General features: G+C 27.1%; 21 protein-coding genes, 1 pseudogene and 1 other annotated feature. Of the genes and pseudogenes, 3 read left to right on the top strand and 19 right to left on the bottom strand.

Annotation, left to right across the window (positions count from 1 at the left end):
- Positions 1-16: 16 nt before the first annotated feature.
- On the bottom strand, positions 17-1189 hold the full coding sequence (locus AAT22_RS04025; protein ID WP_047000342.1) for an FprA family A-type flavoprotein: 1173 nt from the start codon (positions 1187-1189) through the stop codon (positions 17-19).
- A 115-nt stretch (positions 1190-1304) separates the two neighbouring features.
- Positions 1305-3611: an RNA polymerase recycling motor HelD gene (gene helD / locus AAT22_RS04020; protein ID WP_047000341.1), complete on the bottom strand. Its 2307-nt coding sequence runs from the start codon at positions 3609-3611 to the stop codon at positions 1305-1307.
- Between the two features lie 255 nt (positions 3612-3866).
- On the opposite strand from helD, the gene AAT22_RS04015 reads away from it, so the two are divergent.
- Positions 3867-4508, top strand: a complete 642-nt coding sequence (locus tag AAT22_RS04015) for a TrkA C-terminal domain-containing protein (RefSeq protein WP_047000340.1) — start codon at positions 3867-3869, stop codon at positions 4506-4508.
- Between the two features lie 24 nt (positions 4509-4532).
- On the opposite strand, the gene AAT22_RS04010 is transcribed toward AAT22_RS04015, so the two are convergent.
- The 14 genes and pseudogenes from AAT22_RS04010 to AAT22_RS03955 form a co-directional block, all read right to left on the bottom strand.
- Positions 4533-5399: a hypothetical protein gene (locus AAT22_RS04010; protein ID WP_242849785.1), complete on the bottom strand. Its 867-nt coding sequence runs from the start codon at positions 5397-5399 to the stop codon at positions 4533-4535.
- A gap of 174 nt (positions 5400-5573) precedes the next feature.
- A complete protein-coding gene (locus AAT22_RS19410; protein ID WP_242849784.1) occupies positions 5574-5768 on the bottom strand; it encodes a hypothetical protein in 195 nt (64 codons plus the stop codon).
- Positions 5769-5789: 21 nt separating this feature from the next.
- Positions 5790-6545 carry an NAD(P)H-dependent oxidoreductase gene (locus AAT22_RS04005; RefSeq protein WP_047000339.1) on the bottom strand — a complete coding sequence of 252 codons (756 nt, stop codon included), beginning with the start codon at positions 6543-6545 and terminating at the stop codon, positions 5790-5792.
- Positions 6546-6817: 272 nt separating this feature from the next.
- On the bottom strand, positions 6818-8173 hold the full coding sequence (locus tag AAT22_RS04000; protein WP_016207685.1) for a PFL family protein: 1356 nt from the start codon (positions 8171-8173) through the stop codon (positions 6818-6820).
- 13 nt (positions 8174-8186) lie between these two features.
- On the bottom strand, positions 8187-8456 hold the full coding sequence (locus AAT22_RS03995) for an ACT domain-containing protein (protein ID WP_016207686.1): 270 nt from the start codon (positions 8454-8456) through the stop codon (positions 8187-8189).
- A 393-nt stretch (positions 8457-8849) separates the two neighbouring features.
- Positions 8850-9518 (bottom strand): Crp/Fnr family transcriptional regulator, encoded by a 669-nt coding sequence (locus AAT22_RS03990; RefSeq protein ID WP_016207687.1) that lies wholly within the window; start codon positions 9516-9518, stop codon positions 8850-8852.
- 72 nt (positions 9519-9590) lie between these two features.
- Complete coding sequence (locus AAT22_RS03985; protein ID WP_047000338.1) at positions 9591-10043, bottom strand: hypothetical protein; 453 nt, start codon at positions 10041-10043, stop codon at positions 9591-9593.
- Positions 10044-10230: 187 nt separating this feature from the next.
- Positions 10231-11889, bottom strand: a complete 1659-nt coding sequence (metG, locus tag AAT22_RS03980; RefSeq protein WP_047000337.1) for a methionine--tRNA ligase — start codon at positions 11887-11889, stop codon at positions 10231-10233.
- Positions 11890-11955: 66 nt separating this feature from the next.
- Positions 11956-12218: a binding site (T-box leader), on the bottom strand.
- Between the two features lie 199 nt (positions 12219-12417).
- The gene (locus AAT22_RS03975; RefSeq protein WP_047000336.1) at positions 12418-12981 is read right to left on the bottom strand and encodes a zeta toxin family protein; all 564 of its coding nucleotides are present in this window, start codon (positions 12979-12981) and stop codon (positions 12418-12420) included.
- 1 nt (position 12982) lies between these two features.
- Positions 12983-13147: a hypothetical protein gene (locus tag AAT22_RS18995; protein ID WP_156174282.1), complete on the bottom strand. Its 165-nt coding sequence runs from the start codon at positions 13145-13147 to the stop codon at positions 12983-12985.
- A gap of 393 nt (positions 13148-13540) precedes the next feature.
- Positions 13541-13950, bottom strand: a pseudogene (locus AAT22_RS03970) (DUF1801 domain-containing protein).
- Between the two features lie 147 nt (positions 13951-14097).
- Positions 14098-14403, bottom strand: a complete 306-nt coding sequence (locus AAT22_RS03965) for a hypothetical protein (protein WP_047000335.1) — start codon at positions 14401-14403, stop codon at positions 14098-14100.
- 242 nt (positions 14404-14645) lie between these two features.
- Positions 14646-16283, bottom strand: a complete 1638-nt coding sequence (gene hcp, locus AAT22_RS03960; protein ID WP_047000334.1) for a hydroxylamine reductase — start codon at positions 16281-16283, stop codon at positions 14646-14648.
- A 183-nt stretch (positions 16284-16466) separates the two neighbouring features.
- Positions 16467-17813 carry an MATE family efflux transporter gene (locus AAT22_RS03955; RefSeq protein ID WP_047000333.1) on the bottom strand — a complete coding sequence of 449 codons (1347 nt, stop codon included), beginning with the start codon at positions 17811-17813 and terminating at the stop codon, positions 16467-16469.
- Positions 17814-17953: 140 nt separating this feature from the next.
- Here AAT22_RS03955 and AAT22_RS03950 point away from each other — a divergent pair, with 140 nt between their 5' ends.
- Positions 17954-18844 carry a helix-turn-helix domain-containing protein gene (locus AAT22_RS03950; RefSeq protein ID WP_047000332.1) on the top strand — a complete coding sequence of 297 codons (891 nt, stop codon included), beginning with the start codon at positions 17954-17956 and terminating at the stop codon, positions 18842-18844.
- 150 nt (positions 18845-18994) lie between these two features.
- On the opposite strand, the gene AAT22_RS03945 is transcribed toward AAT22_RS03950, so the two are convergent.
- Both AAT22_RS03945 and AAT22_RS03940 read right to left on the bottom strand, forming a co-directional pair.
- Entirely contained in the window at positions 18995-22129 is a 3135-nt protein-coding gene (locus tag AAT22_RS03945) for an AAA family ATPase (protein ID WP_047000331.1), read from the bottom strand.
- 1 nt (position 22130) lies between these two features.
- The gene (locus AAT22_RS03940; protein WP_047000330.1) at positions 22131-23300 is read right to left on the bottom strand and encodes an exonuclease SbcCD subunit D; all 1170 of its coding nucleotides are present in this window, start codon (positions 23298-23300) and stop codon (positions 22131-22133) included.
- A 249-nt stretch (positions 23301-23549) separates the two neighbouring features.
- Here AAT22_RS03940 and AAT22_RS03935 point away from each other — a divergent pair, with 249 nt between their 5' ends.
- Positions 23550-24086 (top strand): GNAT family protein, encoded by a 537-nt coding sequence (locus AAT22_RS03935; protein ID WP_016207698.1) that lies wholly within the window; start codon positions 23550-23552, stop codon positions 24084-24086.
- A gap of 157 nt (positions 24087-24243) precedes the next feature.
- Here AAT22_RS03935 and AAT22_RS03930 read toward each other — a convergent pair whose 3' ends face one another.
- Complete coding sequence (locus AAT22_RS03930) at positions 24244-25077, bottom strand: patatin family protein (RefSeq protein ID WP_242849786.1); 834 nt, start codon at positions 25075-25077, stop codon at positions 24244-24246.
- Between the last annotated feature and the right edge of the window lie 5 nt (positions 25078-25082).

The following is a 25082-nucleotide window of genomic DNA, read 5'->3' as shown; positions in this document are numbered from 1 at the left end:
TCTAGGTCTCTTATAATTACATTAATTCTATAAACTTGTTTACTGCTTCTTCTGCATTTTTATAATCTTCTTCAGATGGAACAAAACAGAATGACAATCCTGGTTCCACAACTTTAAGTTTTAAGTCCTTTAGTCTTGATGTAAGCATTTTTACACCTTCTCCACTCCATCCATATGATCCAAAGGCTAATGCTGCTTTTCCTCTGTTTATTATCGGATTAACTAATGATAATAAATCCCAAGAAGGTTTCACTGCATCTTGATTTATTGTTGGAGATCCTATCATAACGCCTTTAGCTTTTTCTATTTTGGAGATACTTTCTTCTATAGAAATAGATGTTATTTCTGTTACATCTGCTTCAAAACCCTTTTCTACTAATTTTTCTTTCATAAAATTAGCCATACCTTCTGTATTTCCATAAGCTGAAATATAAAAAATTTCTACTTTTTTATTGTTTACAGCTTCTTCTGTAGCCCACTCTCTGTATAAGTTTAAAATTTTATCTATATTAGAAACGTGAACTGGTCCATGACTTGGTGCAATACATTCTATATTTAAATCTTTTATTTTTTGTAGTCCCATTAAAACAAACTTCTTAAATGGTCCCATTATACAATTAAAATAATATTCCATTTCTACAAAATAATCTTCATTTAAACTTTCTGTAATTCCACCACTTGGACAATAATGTGAACCTGTAAAATCACAAGTAAATAATAAATTTCGCTCTTTCACATATGTGAAAATTGTATCTGGCCAGTGTAAATTAGGAGCACTTATAAATCTAAGAGTTGTTTCTCCAAGACAAATTTCATCTTTTGCTTCTATAGCATTAAATTCTCTATTTAATATATTTTTCAAATAATTTAATGCAGCTTTAGATCCTACTACTTTTATTTCAGGATAATCCTCAATTAGTTTTATCAATGATCCGCTATGATCTAATTCTGTATGCTGAACTATTACATAATCTACTGTTTTTTCTCCAATTACATCTTTTAAATTATTTTTAAATTCATCATAAAAACCTGTTTTTACTGTGTCAACTATAGCTATTTTTTCATCATTTACTACGTAAGAGTTATAGGTTGTTCCTTTTTTTGTTTCCATTATTATATCGAATATTTTTAAATCTGGATCCTTAACACCTATCCAATAAATATTATCCTTTAACTTCTCCTGTAACATATCCCTACCTCCAACTTTAACTTTTATTCTTCTTCCTACATATCAGTAATATTTTACCATAAATTTTTCTGTCAAACAATTATAAAATTCGACATTTTCCACATAACTATTATAATTAATTAGGTTTTGCTATGGAAGTATTATTTTTTATCATTTCTGTTAAATCATCTATTTCTATTATATATTCGTAATGTAAAGCCCTTGTTAATGCTACATATAATAATCGTTCATCTAATAAGGTTTCTTTATAATTATTAGAACTTGGATTATAAATAATAGTTGCATCAAATTCTAACCCTTTTGTAAAATAGGATGGAATTATTATAATATTGTTATCATGATCTTTCTCATTTCCTTTTATTAAAGATACTTTTAGCTTTGAATGTTTTTTTATAATTTTTTCTAATATTCTTCCTTCATCTGCTCCCTTAGTAATTATAGCTATACTGCTTTTACCCTTTTGAATAATATTAGAAACTATATTATCTATCTTACTAACAACATCTTTATCACTATTACATTTAATAATCTCAGGAATTTCCCCATGTCTTAGCACTGGTTTTGCTCTTTTTAAATCTAAATTTTGTGCTTCTAAAGCTGTATTAGCAAAATCTATTATTTCCACAGTAGATCTATAACTTTGAGTTAACTGCATAAAGGTTGCCTTACCTTCAAACACTTTTTCTACTATGTCACTCCAATTTTTTATTCCTTTATAATAGTATATACCTTGTGCTATGTCTCCTACTAAGGTTAGAGAATTTCCCTTAGTTAATTTATTTATTAAATAAATTTGAAATGGATTATAATCTTGAGCTTCATCAACTACTATATGAATAAACTTTTCTTTTTCCTCTACCCCCTCTAAGAGCATGTTAATATATAAAAGTGGTGCTAAATCATCTTCGTCTATAATTCCTTTGCTATAATTTTCAATAATTTCATTTTTCATAAATTCTGATAGTTCACTTGGAATCTTATTCAACGATGCAATTTGAAAAAATTCTTCATTTTTAAATAAATTCACATATATATCTTTTGAAGTTATTCCTCTCCAATTTTTAAAATATTCATTCATTTCTTTTTTAGCATTATTCTTTATATTATTTTTTATTTCATCTCTTTTAGAATATATTTCAATTAGTTTTTTTCTTCGCTCATCTCCATCTTCTAATTCTCTTTTTATCTCTTTAATTTTTATATCCCATTCAAGATCAATTTGAATACATAAAATTTCAATCTTCTCTTTAAGTTTCAAATTTAGATACCGTTTTATTTCATCTTTTCTTTTATTTATAGGATAACTTTTTAAATCCTTTAAATACAATCTCATTATTTCTCTCTTATTAAATAATATATAGTCCTCGATAGTTATATCTGTTATGTCAACAGCATCACCCTCTAAAAGAGCAATGTATCTATCTATAATAGTTTTAAAAGTTAAGGTTCCTTTTATCTTAGATGAATTAGTTATAAATTTGCACCTTTGAGCATCTTCTGATTCAATCAATTCTTTTAACTTTTCGTCCTTACCCTTAACTTTAGATTTAATTTTTAAATATTTTAATACTAAATCTTGAAATGTTGTTTGTTTTACTTCATCAACCCCTAAGTTAGGAAGTATATCTGAAATATAATCTAAAAATAGCTTATTAGGTGCCAAAACTAATATATCTTTTCCTTTTACCGTTTCTGAATATCTATATATTAAATAAGCTAATCTATGTAATGCTATTGTTGTTTTCCCTGAACCTGCAGAACCTTGAACAATTATAGGTAAGTTTTTAGGCCATCTTATAATTTCATTTTGTTCTTTTTGAATAGTTGCAACTACTTCTTTTAGCTTTTTACCTCTACTCTCTTCTAAGTTTATCTTTAAAAACTCATCAACTAAATCATTTCCTTCATCACTGGTTTTTAGCATTATTTCATTTATTCCCTCATCGAAAATTTCTTCTAATTCTTCCTCTTTGAACAAAAATTTTCTTTTTACTGATAAATTGCCTTCTACTATACCTGAGGGAGCTTTATAATATGCGTATCCTCCAGTTCCACTATAATATAAATCCGCTACTGGTGTTCTCCAATCAACAATAATTTCTTCTCCATCTAATGTTGAACTTACTGATTGTTTTCCAATATAGATACTCTCATCTTCGCCTCTTAATTCTCTGAAATCAACCCTGCCAAAATAAGGAACCCTTAAAGCTTCCTCATAATTTTTTATATCCTTTTTTAATACAGAATATATTTTTTCTGTAGTTTCTTTTTCTTCATTATAACTGCCCTTTGATTCTTTTGTTAAAAGTTTTAATTTATTTTCTATAATTTCATAATTGTTTCTTTTCTCTAAAAGTTCACTAGTTATTTTTTTTCTTTTTTCTTCTAATATTTCTTTTTCAAGTTTTAAATTTTCATCCATACCATTACCTCTACTTTTAACTAATGCCTTAATTATAGGATAATTAGATTTTAAATTCAATTATATAACATATAAAATAATAGTCTATGCTAACATTTACCCATAATATCTAGATATATTCCAATTATTAACTATAATTTATATAATTATTCCGTTACTTCTTTATATTTTTATTACTTTCATTATTATACATATAATAAGTATTTTACTTTCCATAATTGTATGTTAGAATCTTTACGTAAAGGAGATGTTCGTATGTCTAAGCAAACTAAAACACCTAACTATATAAAAATAGCTATAGATATAGCACATAGAATAATTAATAATGAATTTTTAGAAGGAAGTAAAATAACTGGTAGAACTACTTTAGTTAGTATATATAATGTTTCACCAGAAACTATTAGAAGATCTTTGGCTTTATTAAAAGATATGAATGTTGTTACTATAAATGAGAAAAGTGGAATTATAATAAATGATAAACAATCCGCTAAGGATTTTTTAAATAAATTTAAAACCAAATCTGATTTTACTCACTTAAATAGTGAAACATTTGATTTAATAAAACAAAGAAAAGAAATTGATACTAAGCTTGAAAAAAACATTAATTCTATAATTGAATTTGCTACTCAACTAAGAAATGTAGGATCAATAATCCCTTTTGAAAGTATTGTTGAAAAAGATAGCATTGCTGTTGATAAAAGTATAGGTGAATTAAATTTTTGGCACAATACAAAAGCTACTATAATAGCAGTAAAAAGAAATGGCGATTTATTCTTATCACCTGGACCTTATTTTAAAATTAACGCTCAAGATGTAATAGTTTATGTTGGTGAAGATTCTGTTTTAGAAACAGTAAAGAATTATATATCTTTACCAAGTAATATACATACAAAATAACAGCTAAAGATTTTACTTTAGCTGTTATTTTGTATCTAGAATATAATTAAGTGCATCTTCAAATTTTAATTTTCTTACTTTTTTTCTAAGCTTGTATTTTATTTTTTCAATATATTTTATTGAAAATGGTAAATATTCCTCTATAGATTTTATATATTCAATTGAAAAAAATTCCTTGCTTAATATTACTGAAAATAATATAAGCATTATACAGTTTATTTTTATAAGCTCTTTTAACTCCATTATATTTCGTCCTTTAAAACAAGTAGAATCATTTAATACTGTTAACGTAAAATTAATTAATTTATTTGCTATTGTATCTAATTTATATCTTGATGCCAATTGTGACATTATTGTTGTATGATTATTAGCTATATCTATTTTTACATCTTGAAGATCATCAGCAAGTTGAAGTAAAAAACCATAAAATATACAAAATGATATTTCATCTTTATTTAACTTTCCCTTTGTTAAAAATCCATCTACTAATACTGATGATCCACCCTTTTCTATTGAAATCTCTAAAATATTATTTTCATAAGGGACACTTATATATTCTTGTTGATTTAAACTTTTTATTTGCCCTTCATGAATTAATAATAAAGCTTCATATAATTTATTATACTTATTTCTTTCAAATGTTTTTTCTATATATTCCACTAACTTATAAACTAGTTTTTCATATTCATTCTTACTTTCTATGACCTCACCTTTTAATTTTTTCTTTAGATTATGATTAAAATCTTTCTTTTCATTTATATCTATTTTTATATCATCTAAATAATTATCTGTATATGGATATAACATACTATATCCAAAAATAGCTTTTGAAAATTCTACCTTCTCACCAAAAGATGCTTGGAGAAGATTTATAATCCAAACATTCCTCATCGCCTGGCCTATATCTACATAATTTAGATTTTTATCAAATTCTTTTGCTTTCCTTATAAATGTTTTTGTGCTATCAAAGAAATTCTCTTTAAATTCTTCATTTAATATTCCAAGTTTAAATGTATCTTTCTCACTATAAATAAAATCATCTATTATTTTATTAACTTCTGCTTTCTATAAAATTCTTTCATCATCTTCTTTAGGAAAATTTTTAACTTTTTCTATTATTAAATCTATATAATTATCTAATCTATTTTCTTTTATTTTTTTCTCTTCAGCTGTATATTTTTTTATATCTAAATTTAATTTTTTATCACTTTTCCACCATAATTCACTACATTCTAAATTTATCCTTTTTGTTTCCTCCATATATTTATCCTCCAAATTCTACTACTTCTTATCTCCCATTCCTACAATATTGTAAGCCGCTTTTCCTACTAACCCTCTCCATACTCCAATATTTATATCTGGATGATAAACATGTTTTGAAAGCCCTGAATTCTTCCAATATCTATGATCTGCATCTCCATACTCTAAAGGTTCCTCTCCAAATCTTCTCCATAAATTATACATAAATATATATTTTATCTTAGGTTTATTAAGTTTTTCAGATAATATATTTTTACTGAATCTACTAGATATATCTTTTATTTTTTCTACATTTTTATTACTTAATACCATGGCTCTATATGCTATTGGCATTATTTCTACGAAGTTAAATCCCCAATAATACAAAATATCTCTAATATATTTTGAAGAAGCTTTATGCCCTGCTCCTGCAGTAGTAGTAATTACCAATGCCTTCTTCTTAAAAAATTTGGGTCTATGAAAATTATAGGACATATGATCTATAAATGTTTTTAAAAGACCACTAACTTGCATTGAATAAGTAGGTGAAGTTATTATAATAAAATCCGAATCCTCAATTTCTTTAACTATATAATTTATCTTCTCTCTATGTGGACATTTATCTTCCCCTTTATAAATACATAAAAAACATCCATTACAATGGGGTATATTTTCTTTACCTAATTCAATATCTTTAAACTCAAATTCTCCATACTTTCTCATCTCATCTTTAGCTATATTTAATACTTCCCAAGTATTCCCCCTCCTTGGGCTACCATGTATAACAGTACATCTCATATTTCCCTCCAAAATAAAAGAGAAAGCATTTCATTTTGCCTTCTCTCTTAGTGATCATTCTATTATATTATACACCATAGTAATAAAATGCGAAGCATTTTTCAGTTCACAGTTCACAAGGCACAGTGCACAGTTGTTTTAATTTTTTCATTCTTTCATTTATAAATTGCTTTGCAATTTATATCATAACCTGTTCCCTGTTACTTTATTCCAAAAACTGTGAACTGTGAACTGTGCGCTGTGAACTATATAAATTGCTTCGCGATTTATAACTAATTCTTAAATGAATGAATTGGTGCTGGTATTCTTCCACCCCTTTGAATGAATAGTGAAGATGAATATTTGTTCACTGGCATTACTGGAGCAGTTCCTAGTAATCCTCCAAATTCAACTAAGTCTCCCACTTTGCATCCTGGAGCTGGTATAACTCTTACTGCTGTAGTTTTATTATTAATCATCCCTATTGCTGATTCATCTGCAATCATAGCTGCTATTGTTTCTGCTGGTGTATCCCCAGGTACAGCTATCATGTCTAATCCTACTGAACATATAGCAGTCATAGCCTCTAACTTTTCTAAGTTTAATGATCCATTTAATACAGCATCAATCATACCTGCATCTTCTGAAACTGGTATAAAAGCTCCACTTAATCCACCTACATGACTACATGCCATAACTCCACCTTTTTTAACAGCATCATTTAATAATGCAAGAGCCGCTGTTGTACCATGAGTTCCAACTACTTCAAGACCCATTTCTTCTAATATGTGTGCAACTGAATCTCCTACTGCTGGCGTTGGAGCTAATGATAAATCTACAATTCCAAATGGAACTCCTAATCTCTCAGAAGCTTCTTTTGCAACTAATTGACCTACTCTAGTTATTTTAAATGCAGTTTTCTTTATAGTTTCTGAAACTACATCAAATGACTCTCCCTTAACCTTTTCTAGCGCTCTTTGAACAACTCCAGGTCCGCTTACCCCAACACTTATAACCTTGTCAGCTTCTCCAACACCATGAAAGGCTCCTGCCATAAAAGGATTATCCTCAACAGCATTACAGAACACTACAAGTTTGGCACATCCAAATCCCTTTGTCTCCTTTGTGTACTCAGCAGTCTTTTTAATTACTTCGCCCATTTCTCTAACTGCATCCATATTTATTCCACATCTTGTTGAACCAACATTTACAGATGAACATACTTTGTTAGTTTTAGCTAATGCTTCTGGTATAGAATCTATTAATATTTTATCTCCCTTTGTATATCCCTTTTGTACTAAAGCTGAAAATCCCCCTATAAAATCTACGCCTAAAGTTTCTGCTGCTTTATCTAAAGTTTGTGCAAACTTAACATAATCTGTTTCGTCTGTAGCTCCAGCAATTATTGATATAGGCGTTACAGATATTCTTTTATTTACTATAGGTATTCCAAATTCATTTTCAATCTCTCTTCCTACTTTAACTAAATCCTTGGCACTATTAACTATTTTATTATATATCTTTTCTCTTGCCTTATCTCCATCTGAATCTATACAATCTAGTAACGAAATTCCCATAGTTATAGTTCTTATATCAAGTTTTTCTTCTTCTATCATCTTTATGGTCTCTAATATATTATTACTATTCATTTTTTACCTCCAATTATAAAGTGTGCATTGAATTAAATATTTCTTCTCTTTGAATTTTAACATCTACTCCAAGTTCTTCACCTTTTGCTACTAATGCACTCTTAATATCCTCAAAGGTAGAATTAGATTCTTTTAAATCTAACATCATTATCATGGTAAAATATTTATCCATTATTGTTTGATTAACATCTAATATGTTTATGTTTAATCTTAATAATTCATTGCTAACCCCTGCAATTATTCCCACTTTATCTTTTCCTATTACTGTTAAAATAGCTTTCATTATCCCCAACTCCTAATTTTAAATTTATAACATTTATATATATTCTAAAAAAGTTATTATAATTTTATCCTTACTACGTAAGTTTGTCAATTTGAAATATATATCATTCGTAAATTTAAACTTATTAATTTTCATTTATATTATTATGTGATGAACATTAATAAGTGTCTAATATTTAATTAAAATATATAAATAGTTAACCTCTATATAAGTATTATACAAATTTTATTGCTTTTTTTAGGCTTTTTCACTATTTTTTCTAAATTGTATTTAATTAATTAACCTTTTCTATTATAATATAGTTATTGCACGGGTTAATTTAGTTATCCCTTTACAATTTATATATACCAAATAATTAGGCAGACTTCTATTACAGAGTCTGCCTAGTTATTTTCACATAAAAAATTCATCTTCTAAGGATTCAAGATCAATAATTTTAATTTCTTTTAAGTTAAAATCTATTAATCCCATATCCTTCATTTTAATTAATTCTCTTGAAAGAGATGGCCTTGGTATTCCAAGTTCTTCCGCAAAGTCCTTTTTAGAAGATATCTTAAAAGAAAATGTATTATTTCTTTTATAGTTATCTAATAAAACCTTACATATTTTCCTTCTTATAGAATCTAATTCTATTAGGTTTATTTTTTTATTTAATATAACTATTTTTTGTGATAACAATTCTAATATATTTTCTGTAAATTGAGTATTCTTTTGAATTATTCCTAAGACACTTTTTTTAGGGAAAGATAATACCTTACAATCCTCAATAGCCATTACTGTTGCTGGATATTCTCTTGCTTTAGAAAATAATAATGCCTCTGCAAATACATCACTAACATCAAAGGTTGCTAACGTCAGTACTTTTCCATTTTCATATATAGTCTGAATAACAGCCTTACCTTCAACTATTACTGATAAACTATTACATTTTTCACCTTGATTTGCTATTACTTCACCCTTCTTATATGCCTTTAAAAGATATACTTCCGACTTAAGTATTTCTTCGATTTCATTATTTGATATTCCCTTAAAAAAGCAAGTATTTTTTAAAACATCTATCATAAATAAATTTCCTTTCCAAGTATTTTCGCATTGCAAAAATACTTCATTTTACAGTTCACACTTTAAGATTAGTTAATTACTCAGTAAGAATCTCCACTTTAAATGAGATGCAATTACATATGTATCCATTGGTTCATTTAATATATATCTTATTACTTCTTCCTTAGGGTTAAAGCCTTCATTATCAGCCCAAACAATTAAGTTATCATCTCTGCCACTTATTAAATCATTATGTATATCTAAATAGCAATCGAAGATATCACAACTATAATGTTCTTGCCAACCAACTATATGAAACTTTTTCACATTTGTAAAACATAATTCTAATACCTTTTTGGCACATTGGCTTTGAAAAATCATATGAAGTTTTCTATCCTCCGGCATTCCAAAACCCATGTTTCCTTCATTATCTACAGATGTACCACTTTTATAATTTAATTCCACTAAGCAAGAATCATGAAAGCCACAATACTCTTTAATCAAATATTCTATATCTTCTCTATTGTTAATTTCATTCCATTCCATATAGCAAACGCTCCTTAAATATGACTATACTTATATTTTAATTCATTAACTATTCACCTTAAACTTATTTATTGTTTTTATTATAACATATTTTGTAAATAGGTATAACTTTTAATAATGTAGATACTTTAAGATATAAAAATAGCCTTAGACAAGTCCACTTAATGGTCTAAGGCTTAAAGATTACTTATAAGGAAACTCGACTCACATACGTTCGCTGAGTAAGTTCCACCAACCTATTTTTCTCTTCTTCTATTATCTTCTTATTAAGTCTTTCAAATAATATTGTAACTTCCTCAATTGATACTCCATACTTCGGCACAATTATTTCCCACCTATCCTCATTAATAGCTAACCATACTTTTATTTTACCTGAAGATTCTGGCAAAAATGGTGATAATAAATTTGCTAAATTTGCTATTGAATAAATACAATTATATATTGTGTTACCACAAACTTCCAAATCATCTTTTACAGTAATCCATGGTGCGTTTTCATCAAAATATTTATTGATACTTCTTATAAATTCAAAAACTTTCTCAAGTGCAATTTTAAAATTTCCTTGTTCTATAAGGTTTCCTATAATATTATATAAAATATCTATTTTTTCTTTTATATTGATATCCACTTCTCCATTAGGAATTTTATTATTAAAATATTTTTTAGCAAAAACTAAAGTTCTATTAACTAAATTACCATATGCTCCTAATAATTCACCATTATTACTATTCACAAATTCTCTCCAAGAAAAGTCAGTATCTCTTTTTTCTGGTGCATTAATTAAGAAAAAGTATCTTAATGTATCTGAGTTATAACGCTCTATTATATCTGGTACCCATACTGCCCAGTTACTACTTGTTGATATTTTTTTACCCTCTAATGTTAAATATTCACTAGATATTATCCTATCTGGTAACTTATTATATCCTATACCCTTTATTAATGCTGGTAAAATTATGGAGTGAAATGGTATATTATCTTTACCATGTACATAATATGAAGTAGCATTTTCTTCCCAAAACTCTTTATATGATTTTTTATTTTCTAATGCCCATTTTTTACTCATTGTAAGATATCCAAGTACTGCATCTATCCACACATAAACCTTTTTATCTCTAAATTGTTGTATGGGTATATCTACTCCTAATGATAAGTCTCTTGATATAGCCCTATCACATAACCCTTCATTTAGGTATCTTTTTGTATTATTTACTGCATTAACTCTCCAATTACTTTGAGTTTTATCTAGGTTTTCTTTAATAGTGTTTTGAAATTTAGATAAAGCGAAATATAACTGTTTTGTATTCTTTACTATTGGTGTATTATTACATAACTTACATTTTCTTTCTGAAAGTTCTAATGGTTCTAGTAAAGTACCACAATTATCACATTGGTCTCCTCTTGCAATTGAATTACATTTTGGACACACTCCTTCAACATATCTATCTGGTAAAAACTGCTTACAATGTTGACAGTATATTTGCTCTACTTCCTTTTCATAAATTAATCCTTTATTGTATAGTAAAACTATAGCTTCTTGTACATCCTTCTTATGAAATTCATCATCTGTTCTACCATAATAATCATATGAAAAATTTAACCTTTCAAAACACTTTTTGAATTCTGCATGATATTTATCTGCTATATCCTTTGGCGATACACCTTCTTTCTTTGCTCTTATTGATATAGGAGTTCCATGACAATCACTCCCTGAAACATATAATACATTGCATCCCTTCATCCTATAATATCTTGCTAATACATCTCCTGGTAATAATGCAGCTATATGGCCAATATGTATTGACCCATTAGCATATGGCCAAGCCCCTCCAATAAAAATATTCATTTTCTAAATCCTCCTTATTAATAATAAAACTTAAATATAAAAAAGCTCCCGTTCTAAGAAATTAATCTTAGGAACGAGAGCTAAACTTCGTGTTACCATCCTATTTCATGCATACCTTACAATATGCACCTCATCAAGTACGTCATATATAATATGATTATACTCTATCACTATAACGGGTGAATCCGTTGCAGCCTTAATTTTTATAACAAAAATCTCGGTACACCGCTCCAAGGCCATTTTCACTTTAATATCCTTTGCTTCCTCTCACCAATGGAAACTCTCTGTATAAGTATTCTTAAAGTTACTTTCCTCTTCATTGCATTTGTAATTATTATACTCTTCTTAATTACATTGTCAATATACAAATTTAGTAAAATTCTACGTCATTTGTGGTACGATTCACCGCACCGTAAGTAAAAAAGTTTAGACTTGCCCGTATACAATATAATTAATATAATTTCAAATTCAAGTTTTAACTATATTTTTATAAAAAAATAAGTAGCAAAACCACCTAGATTCTACTACTTATTTCAAATTAATATTTAACCAATTTGGTGTTTTCTTATCTTTCCAAACAACTTCACCATCTTTAATAACCATAACTAATTTAAACATTTCTGAATTATCGTATATATTAATTTTGTGACATATATTAATGACTTTACTCAAATTTGCTAAAGAATCGAAGTATCTTCTTTCTATAGCCTCATCTGGTATTCCATGACCGCCTTTTCTTACTCGTATTGCAACTCTTTCTTTCGCAATATCAGCACTTTTTACCCCTATATAATTCATAGTAACATAAAATCCTTTTTCTTTTGCCAATTTTATATTACTAATAATACTTTTTCCTGATAAAGTAGTTTCTTGATTAAATGATATTCCTTCAACTATATATTTTTTTATTAGTTTTATAGCTTCTCTAGCACATTTAATTTGAAGATTATTATCTTGCCAATGTCCTATCCTTGAAACCATTTCATCAGTATTTATTCTCTTTTCATCTATATTTTCATTATAATAAATAGATTTATATATAGAAGTTTTTCCTGCACCATTAACTCCTGCAAATATAATGTAATTTTTCATATTAATTACCTATAACTTTCATTTGCTCTCTTTGTAATAGGATATTAGATAAATTTGCATAAAAATCTTGTTCTTCTTTTGTTTTTGAGTTTAAAAGCAATTCCATAATATCAGTATAGGAATACTTTAAAAAAATATCATATAAATTGATACACTTATTATTCATATAATCCTCCTTTAGAAATTAATTTATAAATTAATTATATACCAAAGAATTAAAATAATAAACCTAAGATCTAATAATTTGGGTTCCCATAGATACGCTTCACCGTATCGTAAGTAAAAAATTTAGACTTTCCAATATACATCTTAATCAGTATTATTTCAAAATCAAGTTTTGATTATATTTTTTTATAAAAAAATAACTAACAAAACATTTATCATTTTACTAGCTACTTTTCCAATATATTATTTACTCAATTAGGTACTTTTTTATCTCTACATATTATCTATCCATTTTTTAAATAAATACCTTCTCTTAACACTTCTGTATTATCATATATATTTACTTAATTTAAACCTACTAAGTTTATTAATTTTTACAAAACAAACTTTTTCATTAGTTATGATTTCCGCTATCATAACACCACTTTGCTATTTCGGTAATAAGCTCAAGAGGTAATGGCTTGCTGTAAGGAAATTGAACTGCTCCTTTACTTGTCTTGTATTCTGTAAGCCTTTGGCTGAAATGTTCTACAGCTTTGTCTCCAGGATATAATCCAATATGCTTTTTAAATGCTGCAAAGTGAATTATATTTTGTTTATTCCAATAAGTTGGCAACTCCAGGAAATACGTTCTTCTGCATATGGGAGTGCTTCACGAATTGTATCTCTAATTTGATTTAATAATGGCCAAAATTCCTCTGATTGCATACTAATATAGTCGTCAATAGTTTTAGGTTTCTCACCACAGTAATGATCTTGGTTGGTATTCTTGAACTCTTTGCCGCATTTATCACATTTCCACATATTAAATCTCCCTCACTCTCACTATAATTATTATCTTCATTATAAATATTTTACTCAATAACTTATTAATTTATATAGCTTATAAAAATTATTTGATTTATTAATTATAACATATTTTGTAAACAAATCATTGGTTATTCAACTTTATCATCGAAAGAAAGTTAATATTGCAATTATTGCCGGTGTAGAAAGAATTATCACTGTAATAATGAATATTAATTTTATATATTTACTTATTGTATTTTCTTTAATTAAGCTAATTCTTAAAATCAATAATGAAGCAATTAAAATAATAATAGCAATAATACCATATGCCATAAAGGTAAATGTACCTGTCATTGTTGGTTTTCCAACACTAACTTCATATGAATTTATTTGATATTTTCTTATAGCCCCTATACATGTTATTAATATAAATAATATAAGCGGGTAAAATTTCTTCACTAATCTCATATACCAAATCACCTCTCTATCATATTTCTACACAAATAAACCTATACCTTTATATCATAATTATATTTTCAAAAAAATAAGATAGACTTTTAAATTCTATCCTAGGTAATTAAAACTCGAAAACTGAAGGAAAGAAATTATAAATAGTTATCTACATATAAACTTTTTATAAATTATCTAAAAGTAAAAAGAAGCTTGTCTCCCTAAATAATTAGTTCAACAAGCTTCTTTTAATATTTATATTATGCTAAAAACATTTTTAAATCATCTTCAACATTTGTTATTCCACCGATTCCAAAGTTTTCAACAAGTACTTTAGCAACATTTGGTGAAAGGAATGCTGGTAGAGTTGGTCCTAAGTGGATATTCTTAACTCCTAAGTATAGTAATGATAATAATACTATAACAGCTTTTTGTTCGTACCATGCAATGTTAAATGCTATTGGTAATTCATTGATATCTTGTAATTCAAATACTTCTTTAAGCTTTAATGCAATTAATGCTAATGAGTATGAATCGTTACATTGTCCTGCATCTAAAACTCTTGGAATTCCACCGATATCTCCTAAATCTAATTTGTTATATTTGTATTTTGCACAACCTGCTGTTAATATAACAGTGTCTTGTGGTAATGCTTTTGCAAAATCTGTGTAGTAGTTTCTTGATTTAGCTCTTCCGTCACATCCTGCCATTACGAAGAACTTCTTAATTGCTCCTGTCTTAACAGCATCTACAACTTTATCTGCAAGTGCAAATACTTGATTATGAGCAAATCCTCCAATGATTTCTCCCTTTTCTATTTCTGTTGGAGCCTTACAAGTCTTAGCAAGTTCAATTATTTCTGAGAAATCCTTAGCTTGTCCATCCACTCCATCTATGTGCTTACATCCTGGGAATCCTGCAGCTCCAGTTGTAAATACTCTAGCCTTGTAGCTATCCTTTGGTGGTACTATACAGTTAGTTGTCATAAGGATTGGTCCATTGAAGCTTTCAAATTCTTCTTTTTGCTTCCACCATGCATTTCCATAGTTTCCTACAAAGTTATCATATTGTTTGAATTTTGGATAGTAATGAGCTGGTAACATTTCTGAGTGAGTATAAACATCTACTCCAGTTCCTTTTGTTTGCTCTAATAATTGTTCTAAGTCTTTTAAATCATGACCTGAAACTAATATTCCTGGCTTATTTCCAACACCTATATTAACTTTTGTTATTTCTGGGTTTCCATAAGTTCCAGTATTAGCACTATCAAGTAAAGCCATACCGTCTACCCCTACTTTACCTGTTTCTAAAGTTAAAGCAACTAACTCATCTGCAGTTAATGTATCATCTAATAACTTAGCTAAAGTTTCTTGCATAAATGCACTTACTTCTTCATTGTCATAGCTTAATTCATTAGCATGTTTCATGTATGCTGATAAACCTTTTAATCCATAAGTTATAAGTTCTCTTAAACTTCTTACATCTTCATTTTCAGTTGCTAATACTCCAACTACTGTTGATTTTGCATCATATTCTTCTCTTGTAGTAGCTGTCCATAATGCTGCTTCTGATAAACCATCTTTATTTGATAATTTAGCTAATAATTCTTCTTTTATTTCTAAAACTCTTTTTACTCTATCATAGAATATTTCATCATCAAAGTTAGCATTAGTTATAGTTGTAAATAGATTTATAGTTATGAAATGGTTAACTTCAGCTGAAATTTCTTTTCCTTCTTTTCTAAGTCTAGTTGTAACCTCTGATAATCCTTTTGTTGTATATACTAAAAGGTCTTGCATTCTAGCAAGGTCTGGTGACTTTCCACAAACTCCAAATTGAGTACATCCTGTACAACCTGCTGTTTCTTGACATTGGAAACAGAACATTTTATTTTCCATTTAAAAATCCTCCTCGATAATATAAACTTAATTTATTTCTTTCTTGATTACATTATATGAGGATTTTAATCGGAATTCGGTAACAAGGGTTACCAAAAAATTAAAACTTTTAAAATTAATAAATTAATTTAGTAAGACTGGATTAATTTAAGAGTTCTAAACTTACCAATATGTCATTAATTATCAATTATTAACAAAGCCTCTTCCTTTCCATTTTCCTGTTTTCCATCTTATTAGTACTAGTATTGCTCTAAACCATTCATCTATAGCAAATGATATCCACACTCCTACAAGTCCTAAATTTAGTTTCACTCCAAGAATATATGCTAAACCAACTCCAAATGTCCACATTGAAAATACTCCTATATATACTGGAAATTTAACATCGCCTGTTGCTCTTAATCCATTAATTCCAACTATATTTATACATCTTCCTGGCTCTAATATTATTTCTATTATAAGTACCATTACTGCTATATATATTATTTCTGAACTACTTGTTAAAAGTCCTAAAATACTTTTCCCTAAAATAGCTATTAAGAAACTTATAGATATTGATACTATCATTGCCTTTCTTAAGGTATAAATACATAATTTATATGCTTTACCTTCTTCTTTACCCCCTATTAAATTTCCTATTAATATACTTCCTCCTTGCCCTATTGCTGATGCAAATATATAGCTAAAACAAACTATTGTACCAACATAACTTTTGGCAGCCATACTACTTACCCCCATAAGATTTATAAAACTCGTTATAACTAATTGAGATAAGTTATATGAAATTTGTTCAGAAGCTGATGGAATACCAATCTTAAGTATATTTATAAGATGAATTTTAGGAAATGGTTTAAACATAGATATCTTAAGCTTATTTAAAATCAAATCATAAATTGCTTTTCCTAAAATTATTAGTCCTACAATCTTACTTAAAATAGTTGCTAAAGCAGCTCCTGCAACCCCCATACTTGAAAAGCCAAGTTTTCCAAATATAAGTATATAATTTAGTATTATGTTTATAATATTCATAATAATAGTTGCATTCATACATATCTTAGTTAAACTATGGGCTCTTAATATAGCTGTAAATGTCATAGTTATTGCTTGGATAAATATAAATCCACCAACTATTTTTAAATATTGATTTCCTAAATATATTAACTCTGGAGGGCTATTTAATAGCTTCATCATTCTAGATCCACCAAAGAACATTACGAAGCTTATAATTAAACCTATAATAGAATTTATACCTATAGATATTCCTGCAACTTGAATTATAGTTTTTTTCTCACTTTTTGCTCCTAGATATTGAGCTATTAAAATAGATGTACCAGCTGTTATTATTCCAAACATAAGGTTTAACATCCATATTATTTGATTAGCAACTCCTACTGCTGCAACAGAATTATCAGAATATCGCCCTAACATTATTGTATCTACGCTACCTAATAAAGAAAAAAGTGCACTTTCTATAAATAAAGGCCATGTTATCCTTTTTAATTCTTTCTTTAGATTCCCCTCAATTTCCATAATCTCCTCCATACCTTAAAGTTATTCTTATATACTGAAATTCATTTCTTTTTGTATTATACTGTTATTAATACTATTTTTCTCGTTTAAAATTGCTTATAATTATAATAATTCTGCTCTATTTTTTAAAAGGAGATATCATGGATACTAAAAGCTATTTACAACTTAAAGAACAAGTTAATCATGGAAACTTAAAATTACCTATGGAAGTTTATCACGTGGAGTTTAGAAATTCAGCTGATTTTTATTCACACTGGCATGATGAAATGGAGTTTATATACATACTTGATGGTTCTGCAGAAATTTGCATAGATTTTAAAGTATTTAATGTAACTACTGGAGATTTTATTATTATTCCTAATGGAGCAATCCATTATATGATAGGTAAAGAAAATACAAAAATATCTTATATAGCCCTTGTATTTAGTCTTTCATTAATTGAAGGTAATACTTTAGATTATTCTCAAATTAATTTTGTAACACCAATGATCCAAAATAAATTATTTTTTAAAAATGTTGTGACCAAATCAGATATAGGACATTCAAATATAGTTAATGCTTTTAATTTGTTAATTGAAAGCTACAATAATAAAGCTTATGGCTTTCAGTTATCAATTAAAGGAGCTTTATTTTCAATTTTTTCAACTATCTTTAAAGAAAATTATGTTAGCCTAAATGTAGATCAAGATAAAAATAATGACTTAGTTAAAGTTGAAAAATTAAAAGAAGTTATTAAATATATTCAAATCAATTATAAAAATTCTATATCTATTAAAGAATTAGCTGATATAGCACAGTATAGTGAATATCATTTTTTACGATTTTTTAAAGCTCAAACAGGTAAGACTTGTACTCAATATATAAATTATTTTAGGATTCAAAAAGCAACATTACTTTTATTAGATACAGATTTATCTATAACAGAAATTGCTTATGAAGTTGGATTTGGTGATGTATCATATTTTATTAAAATCTTTAAAAAATTCTTATCAATATCCCCTACTAAATATAGAAAAACAAATTTATTTTAGTTCACAGTGCACAACTCACAGTTCACAATTTTCAAATCTCAACTAATTAATAACTGTGCCTTGTGAACTGTGCACTGAAAAATGCTTCTAAATTCATGTCATATGTTCATTTGAAAACTTAAAGAAGTAAAACAAAAAAGTAGTAGATAGTTAAACTTTGAAAACAGCTTTACTTCCTTTATTTGTTGAGCTTACTTCAAGTTTAGTTTCTATTCTATCTTTTAATTCTTGAACGTGAGAAATTACTCCAACAATTCTTCCATCGTCTTGTAAGTCTATTAAGCATTCAATGGCTGAATCTAAGGACTCTGGATCTAGGGTTCCGAAGCCTTCATCTATAAACATAGTATCTAATTGGATGCCTCCTGAATAACTTTGGACTACATCTGCAAGTCCTAAAGCCATAGATAATGATGCTTTAAAAGATTCTCCTCCAGATAAGGTTTTTATATCTCTAGATTTACCTGTATAGTTATCAAATACCTCTAAATCTAATCCTTGACCCTTTCGCTTATCCCCTAACTCTTCTTTTCTTAAAAGCTCAAATCTATTGCAAGTCATTTGTGAAAATCTTATATTAGCGGCTTCAATTATATCTTCAAAATAAGCTGCTAAAACATATCTTTCAAAACTTATTTTTCTTGGGTTATCTCCATTGATTACTTTTGCAAGTTTACCTACTGTCTTGTATCGTTCTTCATCTTGCTGTATTAATTTAGTATAATTAATACATTCTCCAATAATCTTTTTATTTTGGCTTATTCTTAAGTAAATCTCCTTTTCAGATTTTTCTAAGTTAATTCTCTCATTATTTTTAACTTCCAAAATCTCTTCTATAGTTCTTATGTCAATCTTATTTAAATTCTTACATTCTTCTAAAGACAAATTATAAATTTTTTCAGCATTTGATAATTCAATATTAAACTTACTTATATCCTTTTCCAATCTATCTATTTCTATTTCTGTCATCCTACTTAAAGAATAATCATTATAATCTTTAAAGCCTAATTGTAAGACTTTTTCTTTAAATAATTTCAGAGCTTCATCTAATTCTATCTTTGAATTTTTAACCATTAATTCTAATGAATTATTATTTCCATTTTCTTTATCATAAATAGTTTTAATTTTGTTAAATTCCTTCTCTGCCTTTAAATAGTCTTCTTTTAACTTTTCAAGATTTTTATTTATCTTGCTTTGTTCTTCTTCTAACTCATCAACACTTCTTATTGCTCCTTTAAATTCATTAACTATATTTTGTAAGTTTACTTCTTGAGCTTTCACTTCACCTTCTTTTGATAATAGTTCCTTATTCCTATTTTCTAGCTCAACTCTTAATTCTTCAGTATATTTTTCTATGTCTTGCTTTTGCTTTAATTTAGATGATTCTAATAATACTATTTTTTCTATGTCTTGTTTTCTTTTAATTATTTTATTTAAATTATTATTATTATTCTTAATTTCAGTACTAACCTTATCTATAGATATTTCAACATTATCTTCAAGATTTTCTTCACTAAATATTTCTATAAATATAGGTTTTATAGCTTCATCTTTAAGTGAATTTATTTCTGATTGGATTTTAGTAAGTTCCCTATAATAAGATTCTCTTTTTTCATACAGCTTATCAACTAATACCTTTGCTTCTTTTACAGCTGCTTCATTTATACTATCAGCTTCAATAACTGCAAGCTTTGGATGATGAATAGATCCACAAACTGGACAGCTTTCTCCTTCCATTAAATCTTTTGCCAATATCCCTGCTTGATTTCTTCTAAAAGTTTCTTCTAATTTCTCATAATTGTTTTTCTTTTCTTTATATTCTTTATCTGCTTTTTCATAAAATTCTGTTCCCTTTAAATGTCTTTGACTTTCTAATTTATACTTTTCTAATGAGCTTAAAAGTTTATTAAGTTTTTCTTTTTTAGAGGTATTAGCTATTTCTTCTATATATAATGTATTTTTTTCTTCTTTTAATTTATTAATACTTTCTAATTCTTCTAATAATGATTTTATTAAATCATTATTCTTATTTCTATCCACATCAATTTGTTTAATTCTTTCAATAATATGCTGTGATTCTTTTTTTAGTTTATCAAGCTTTTCTTTATTACTTTGATAGTTTAATGATTTTTCTTTTAATTTCTCAATTTCATCAAGTTTTTTTCTTAAATCATTTTTTAATTCTTCTTTTTCATTTTCTATTTTTAAATTTCTTTCTGCATTTTCAAATTGTTTTTTATATTTCTCTAAATCTTCTATACTTTTTTTTAAGGTTTCTTCAACTCTAAGTAATGCTATTTTCTTTTCTCTATATTTATCTTCAAAACTTAAGGCTGTTACAGCTTTTTTACCATTCTCTAATTTTATACTTTTAGTTTTATATTCATCCTTTAATAAAGTTAATTTATCTAAGTCTAATTTATATTTTTCTAAATTATCTATTTTTTTATTTATATCATTGGCTAAAACTAACTCTTTTGAGATATTATTAATTTCTAAATTTATATCTTTTAAATTTTTCTTTATTAAATCTTCTTCAACTTCATCTTTATTTACTGCATCTTCAAACTTTGAAAGTATTAATTCTATATTCAAATCCTTAGCATTTATAATTCTTCTTAGTTCATCATCATCTTCTCTACATAAAAATGATTTTACTCTATTTTCTCTATCTCTTTGTATTTGCTCTATAGACTTTTTGAGATTATTAGCTTCTATTTTTATATTTTGTTGTATATCTGAAAAAACTTTAGTTCCAAAGATTTTTCTAAAAATCTCTTCTTTCTTATCACTATCTGAATTTAATAACTTTTTGAATTCACCTTGTGGAATCATAACTAATTGTTTAAATTGTTCACATGTAATTCCTAATATTTCTTCAATTAATTTAGTAACTTCCTTTGGTCCTGTTACTGTTTTGTCTCCAATTTTAATTTCAGCAGAAGGCTTACTTTCTGTAAATCCATCACCTCTTTGCTTAGCTCTAAAGTATTGTGGTGATCTTTTTATATAATAATCCTTATTTCTAAGTGAAAACCACAGTTCTACTTCAGTTGGAGTTGATTTATCGGCAAAGTCACTTCTTAAATTTTTACCATCTCTTTCACTACCACTTGCTTCTCCATATAAAGCAAAATTTATGGCATCAAAAATTGTAGTTTTTCCAGCTCCCGTATTACCTGTAATAACAAACATATTCTTACCATCAAGGTTTGCTTCAAAGTCTAATTCTTGTTTTTCTGCATATGGTCCAAAACCTGTTATTACTAGTTTTCTTATCTTCACCTTACTCTCCTCCCTTTTCTGCTGACTCTATTATTTGCTCAATAATATTCATCTCATCTTCACTACAAACTTCATCCATTATATCTTCATAAAAATTCTTAAATAAAGTTATTTTAGATTTTTCTTTTATATTAGTTGCTACATTCCTACTACTATTTCGTGAAACTCTTTCTTCTCTAGTTAGCTCCATAACATTTGGATATATACTTCTAAGCTTTGCCATTGGGTCTAAAAGCTCACCTTTATCTTTAAGTATCACCTTAATATAATCCTCATAATTTTCAGATGAATTATCAAAACCTTTAATAATTTCCTCTAATGTTCCAGTTTTTATTCTAAAATCTCTTCTAGGTTTTAAATTATAAATTTCTAACTCTATATCTCCCTTTTCATTTATATCTACAATTGTTATACCTTTTTTTTGATTTACTTCTGAAAATGAATATTTCATAAGTGAGCCTGAATATCTTATTTTATCACTTCCAACCTTTTGAGGTCCATGCAAATGTCCAAGTGCTGTATAGTTAAACTTTTCAAAATGCTTTGAATTAATATACTCAGTTCCACCTATGGAAAGAGGCTTTTCTGAATCACTTTCTTCTAAAGTTTCAAAGTTATCTTCTTTCATTTGAGTTACATAACCATGAGCAATTGCAATATTTCTTTCATCTTCATTAAAATCATTTAATATTTCAGAAACTATTTTTTTCATAGCCAAATCATGATTTTTTATATTTTCATCTTCAAATAAGTCTCTAACAACTGGTACATCTGCATATGGTATTGGGTAAAAATTAACCTTTCCATGATCATCCTCTAAAACTATTTTCTCTATTTTTCTTTTTAAATTCCCAACTATATATAGCCCACTATCACATAATAATGAACTTGCAAATTCAACTCTTTCATTGCTATCATGATTTCCTGCTAAAGCTATTACCTTAGTATTTAAATCCTTAACTATTTTTCTCATAGTTTTATTTAATAGTTCCACAGCATGAACTGGTGGAACTGACCTATCGTATAAATCACCTGCAATTATAACAACATCTGGTTTTTTCTTTTCAATTGCTTCATAAATTTGATTTATTATAAATTCTTGATCTTCTGTCATATAAAATCCATTAACAAGCTTTCCTATATGCCAATCTCCCATATGAAAAATCTTCATAATATCACCTCAAATATTTACATAATATAGGTAATTATATCACATTTATGTTAATTAATATTTTACAAATAACAATTAATAACTTATTGTGAATTTATAATTTTTCATTTATTTTCTTTAAAGACAAAAGATGCCTTTAGATATAGTATTACAGATATGAATATGAAAATTTTATTATGGTATTATTAATTTCTTATGTTATATAATTAAATTATAAGTTATATTATTTACATTATGAGGAGGATTTTTATGCAAGACCCATACAAAATATGTCCTACTTTTGAAACGGAAACTTTTATTATAAGACTCGTTTCGGAAGAAGATTCTGAAGGGCTACTTAAATGTTATTCTGATAATAAGGCACAAAAATTTTTTAACTCTGATAGGTGTACAGGTGATTTCTGTATTTACACAATTGAGGATATGTTACAATGCATAAGAGCTTGGATATATGCATATTCTCAACAAGAATTTATACGCTTTGCAATTATAGATAAATCACTATCTAAAGCTATTGGAACAGTAGAAATGTTTGGTTATGTTGGTAAATATAAAATCAAAACAGGAATACTCCGAGTTGATGTGTCTTCTCAATACGAAAGTGAAAATAACTTAAATGAAATATTTAGTGTTTGTAACGAGAATTTTTTTGATTTGTTTAAGGTTGATATAATTGCAACTAAGGCAATACCTAAAGCTGTTGAAAGACGAAAAACATTATTAAAAATGGACTTCAGTGAAGGCAAGGTATATGAAGGAGAACACTATTATTTGCGTTCAAAATAAGCATAATATACATTAAACTAAGCTAAATAAAAACTCCAAAGGCTATTTTGGAGTTTTTATCATTGAACCATATTATAATATATTATACATTCTCAAAAAATTTTATCTCTAATAATTTTTATAGCCTTAAACTTGATAATATATACTTCTCTTCTAACTAAATTTCAAGAAACTTTTTCAAATCAGCTGATAACTTTTTTGCATCTTCGTATCCCTTATTATAAATTGCTTCTAATTTTTCTTTATCTTTTTCAAATCTACTAACTTCTAAAGGACTACTTGGCCTTATAACAAAACATTTTCCTTCTGCTTCTAATTCATCTATTTTATCTAATGTATCATTATATATTTTATATCTATTTTCCATGGCATTAATAAGCCCTTGATGATTCTTATATTTTCTTTTTATTATAGGCATCATCTTGTTTTTGCCTTTTCTATATCCTTTATGCTGAGTTAGTATAACAACATGCTTTTTAATTCCATCATCTATTGCCTTTTGTATTGGTATTGGCGCAGCTATTCCACCATCCATTAGCTTTTTATTATCAAAGTCAATTACTTTAGCAACTAATGGTAATGAAATAGATGCTTTTATTGCATCATATCCATCTTCATTAAAATCTTTAATATGATAAAATTCAGGAAGTCCTGTTTTACAATTTGTTGCTCCAACTATAAACTTAGCTCCGGAATTTTTAAATCCTTCATGATCAAATGGCTCTAATTCATTTGGTATAATATTAAATAGCATCTCCATACCAAAAGCTGATCCAGTTTTAATTAAATTGCTAAAGCTTAAATATCTTCTATCATTTATATAATTTAAATTTACTCTATAATTTCTCTTATGTTGCTTTGAAATATATGAAATACAGTTACATGCTCCTGCTGATACTCCTACGCAATATTTTATATCTATTTTTTCGTCTAATAATAAATCTAATACTCCAGCTGTATAAACGCCTCTCATTCCTCCCCCTTGTATGATGTAGT

It is taken from the genome of Clostridium sp. C8 (genome assembly GCF_001010885.1).
Classification (GTDB): Bacteria; Bacillota; Clostridia; order Clostridiales; family Clostridiaceae; genus Clostridium; species Clostridium sartagoforme.
Note: the sequence above shows the minus strand (reverse complement) of the source record. Positions and strands in the feature narration are given on the sequence as shown.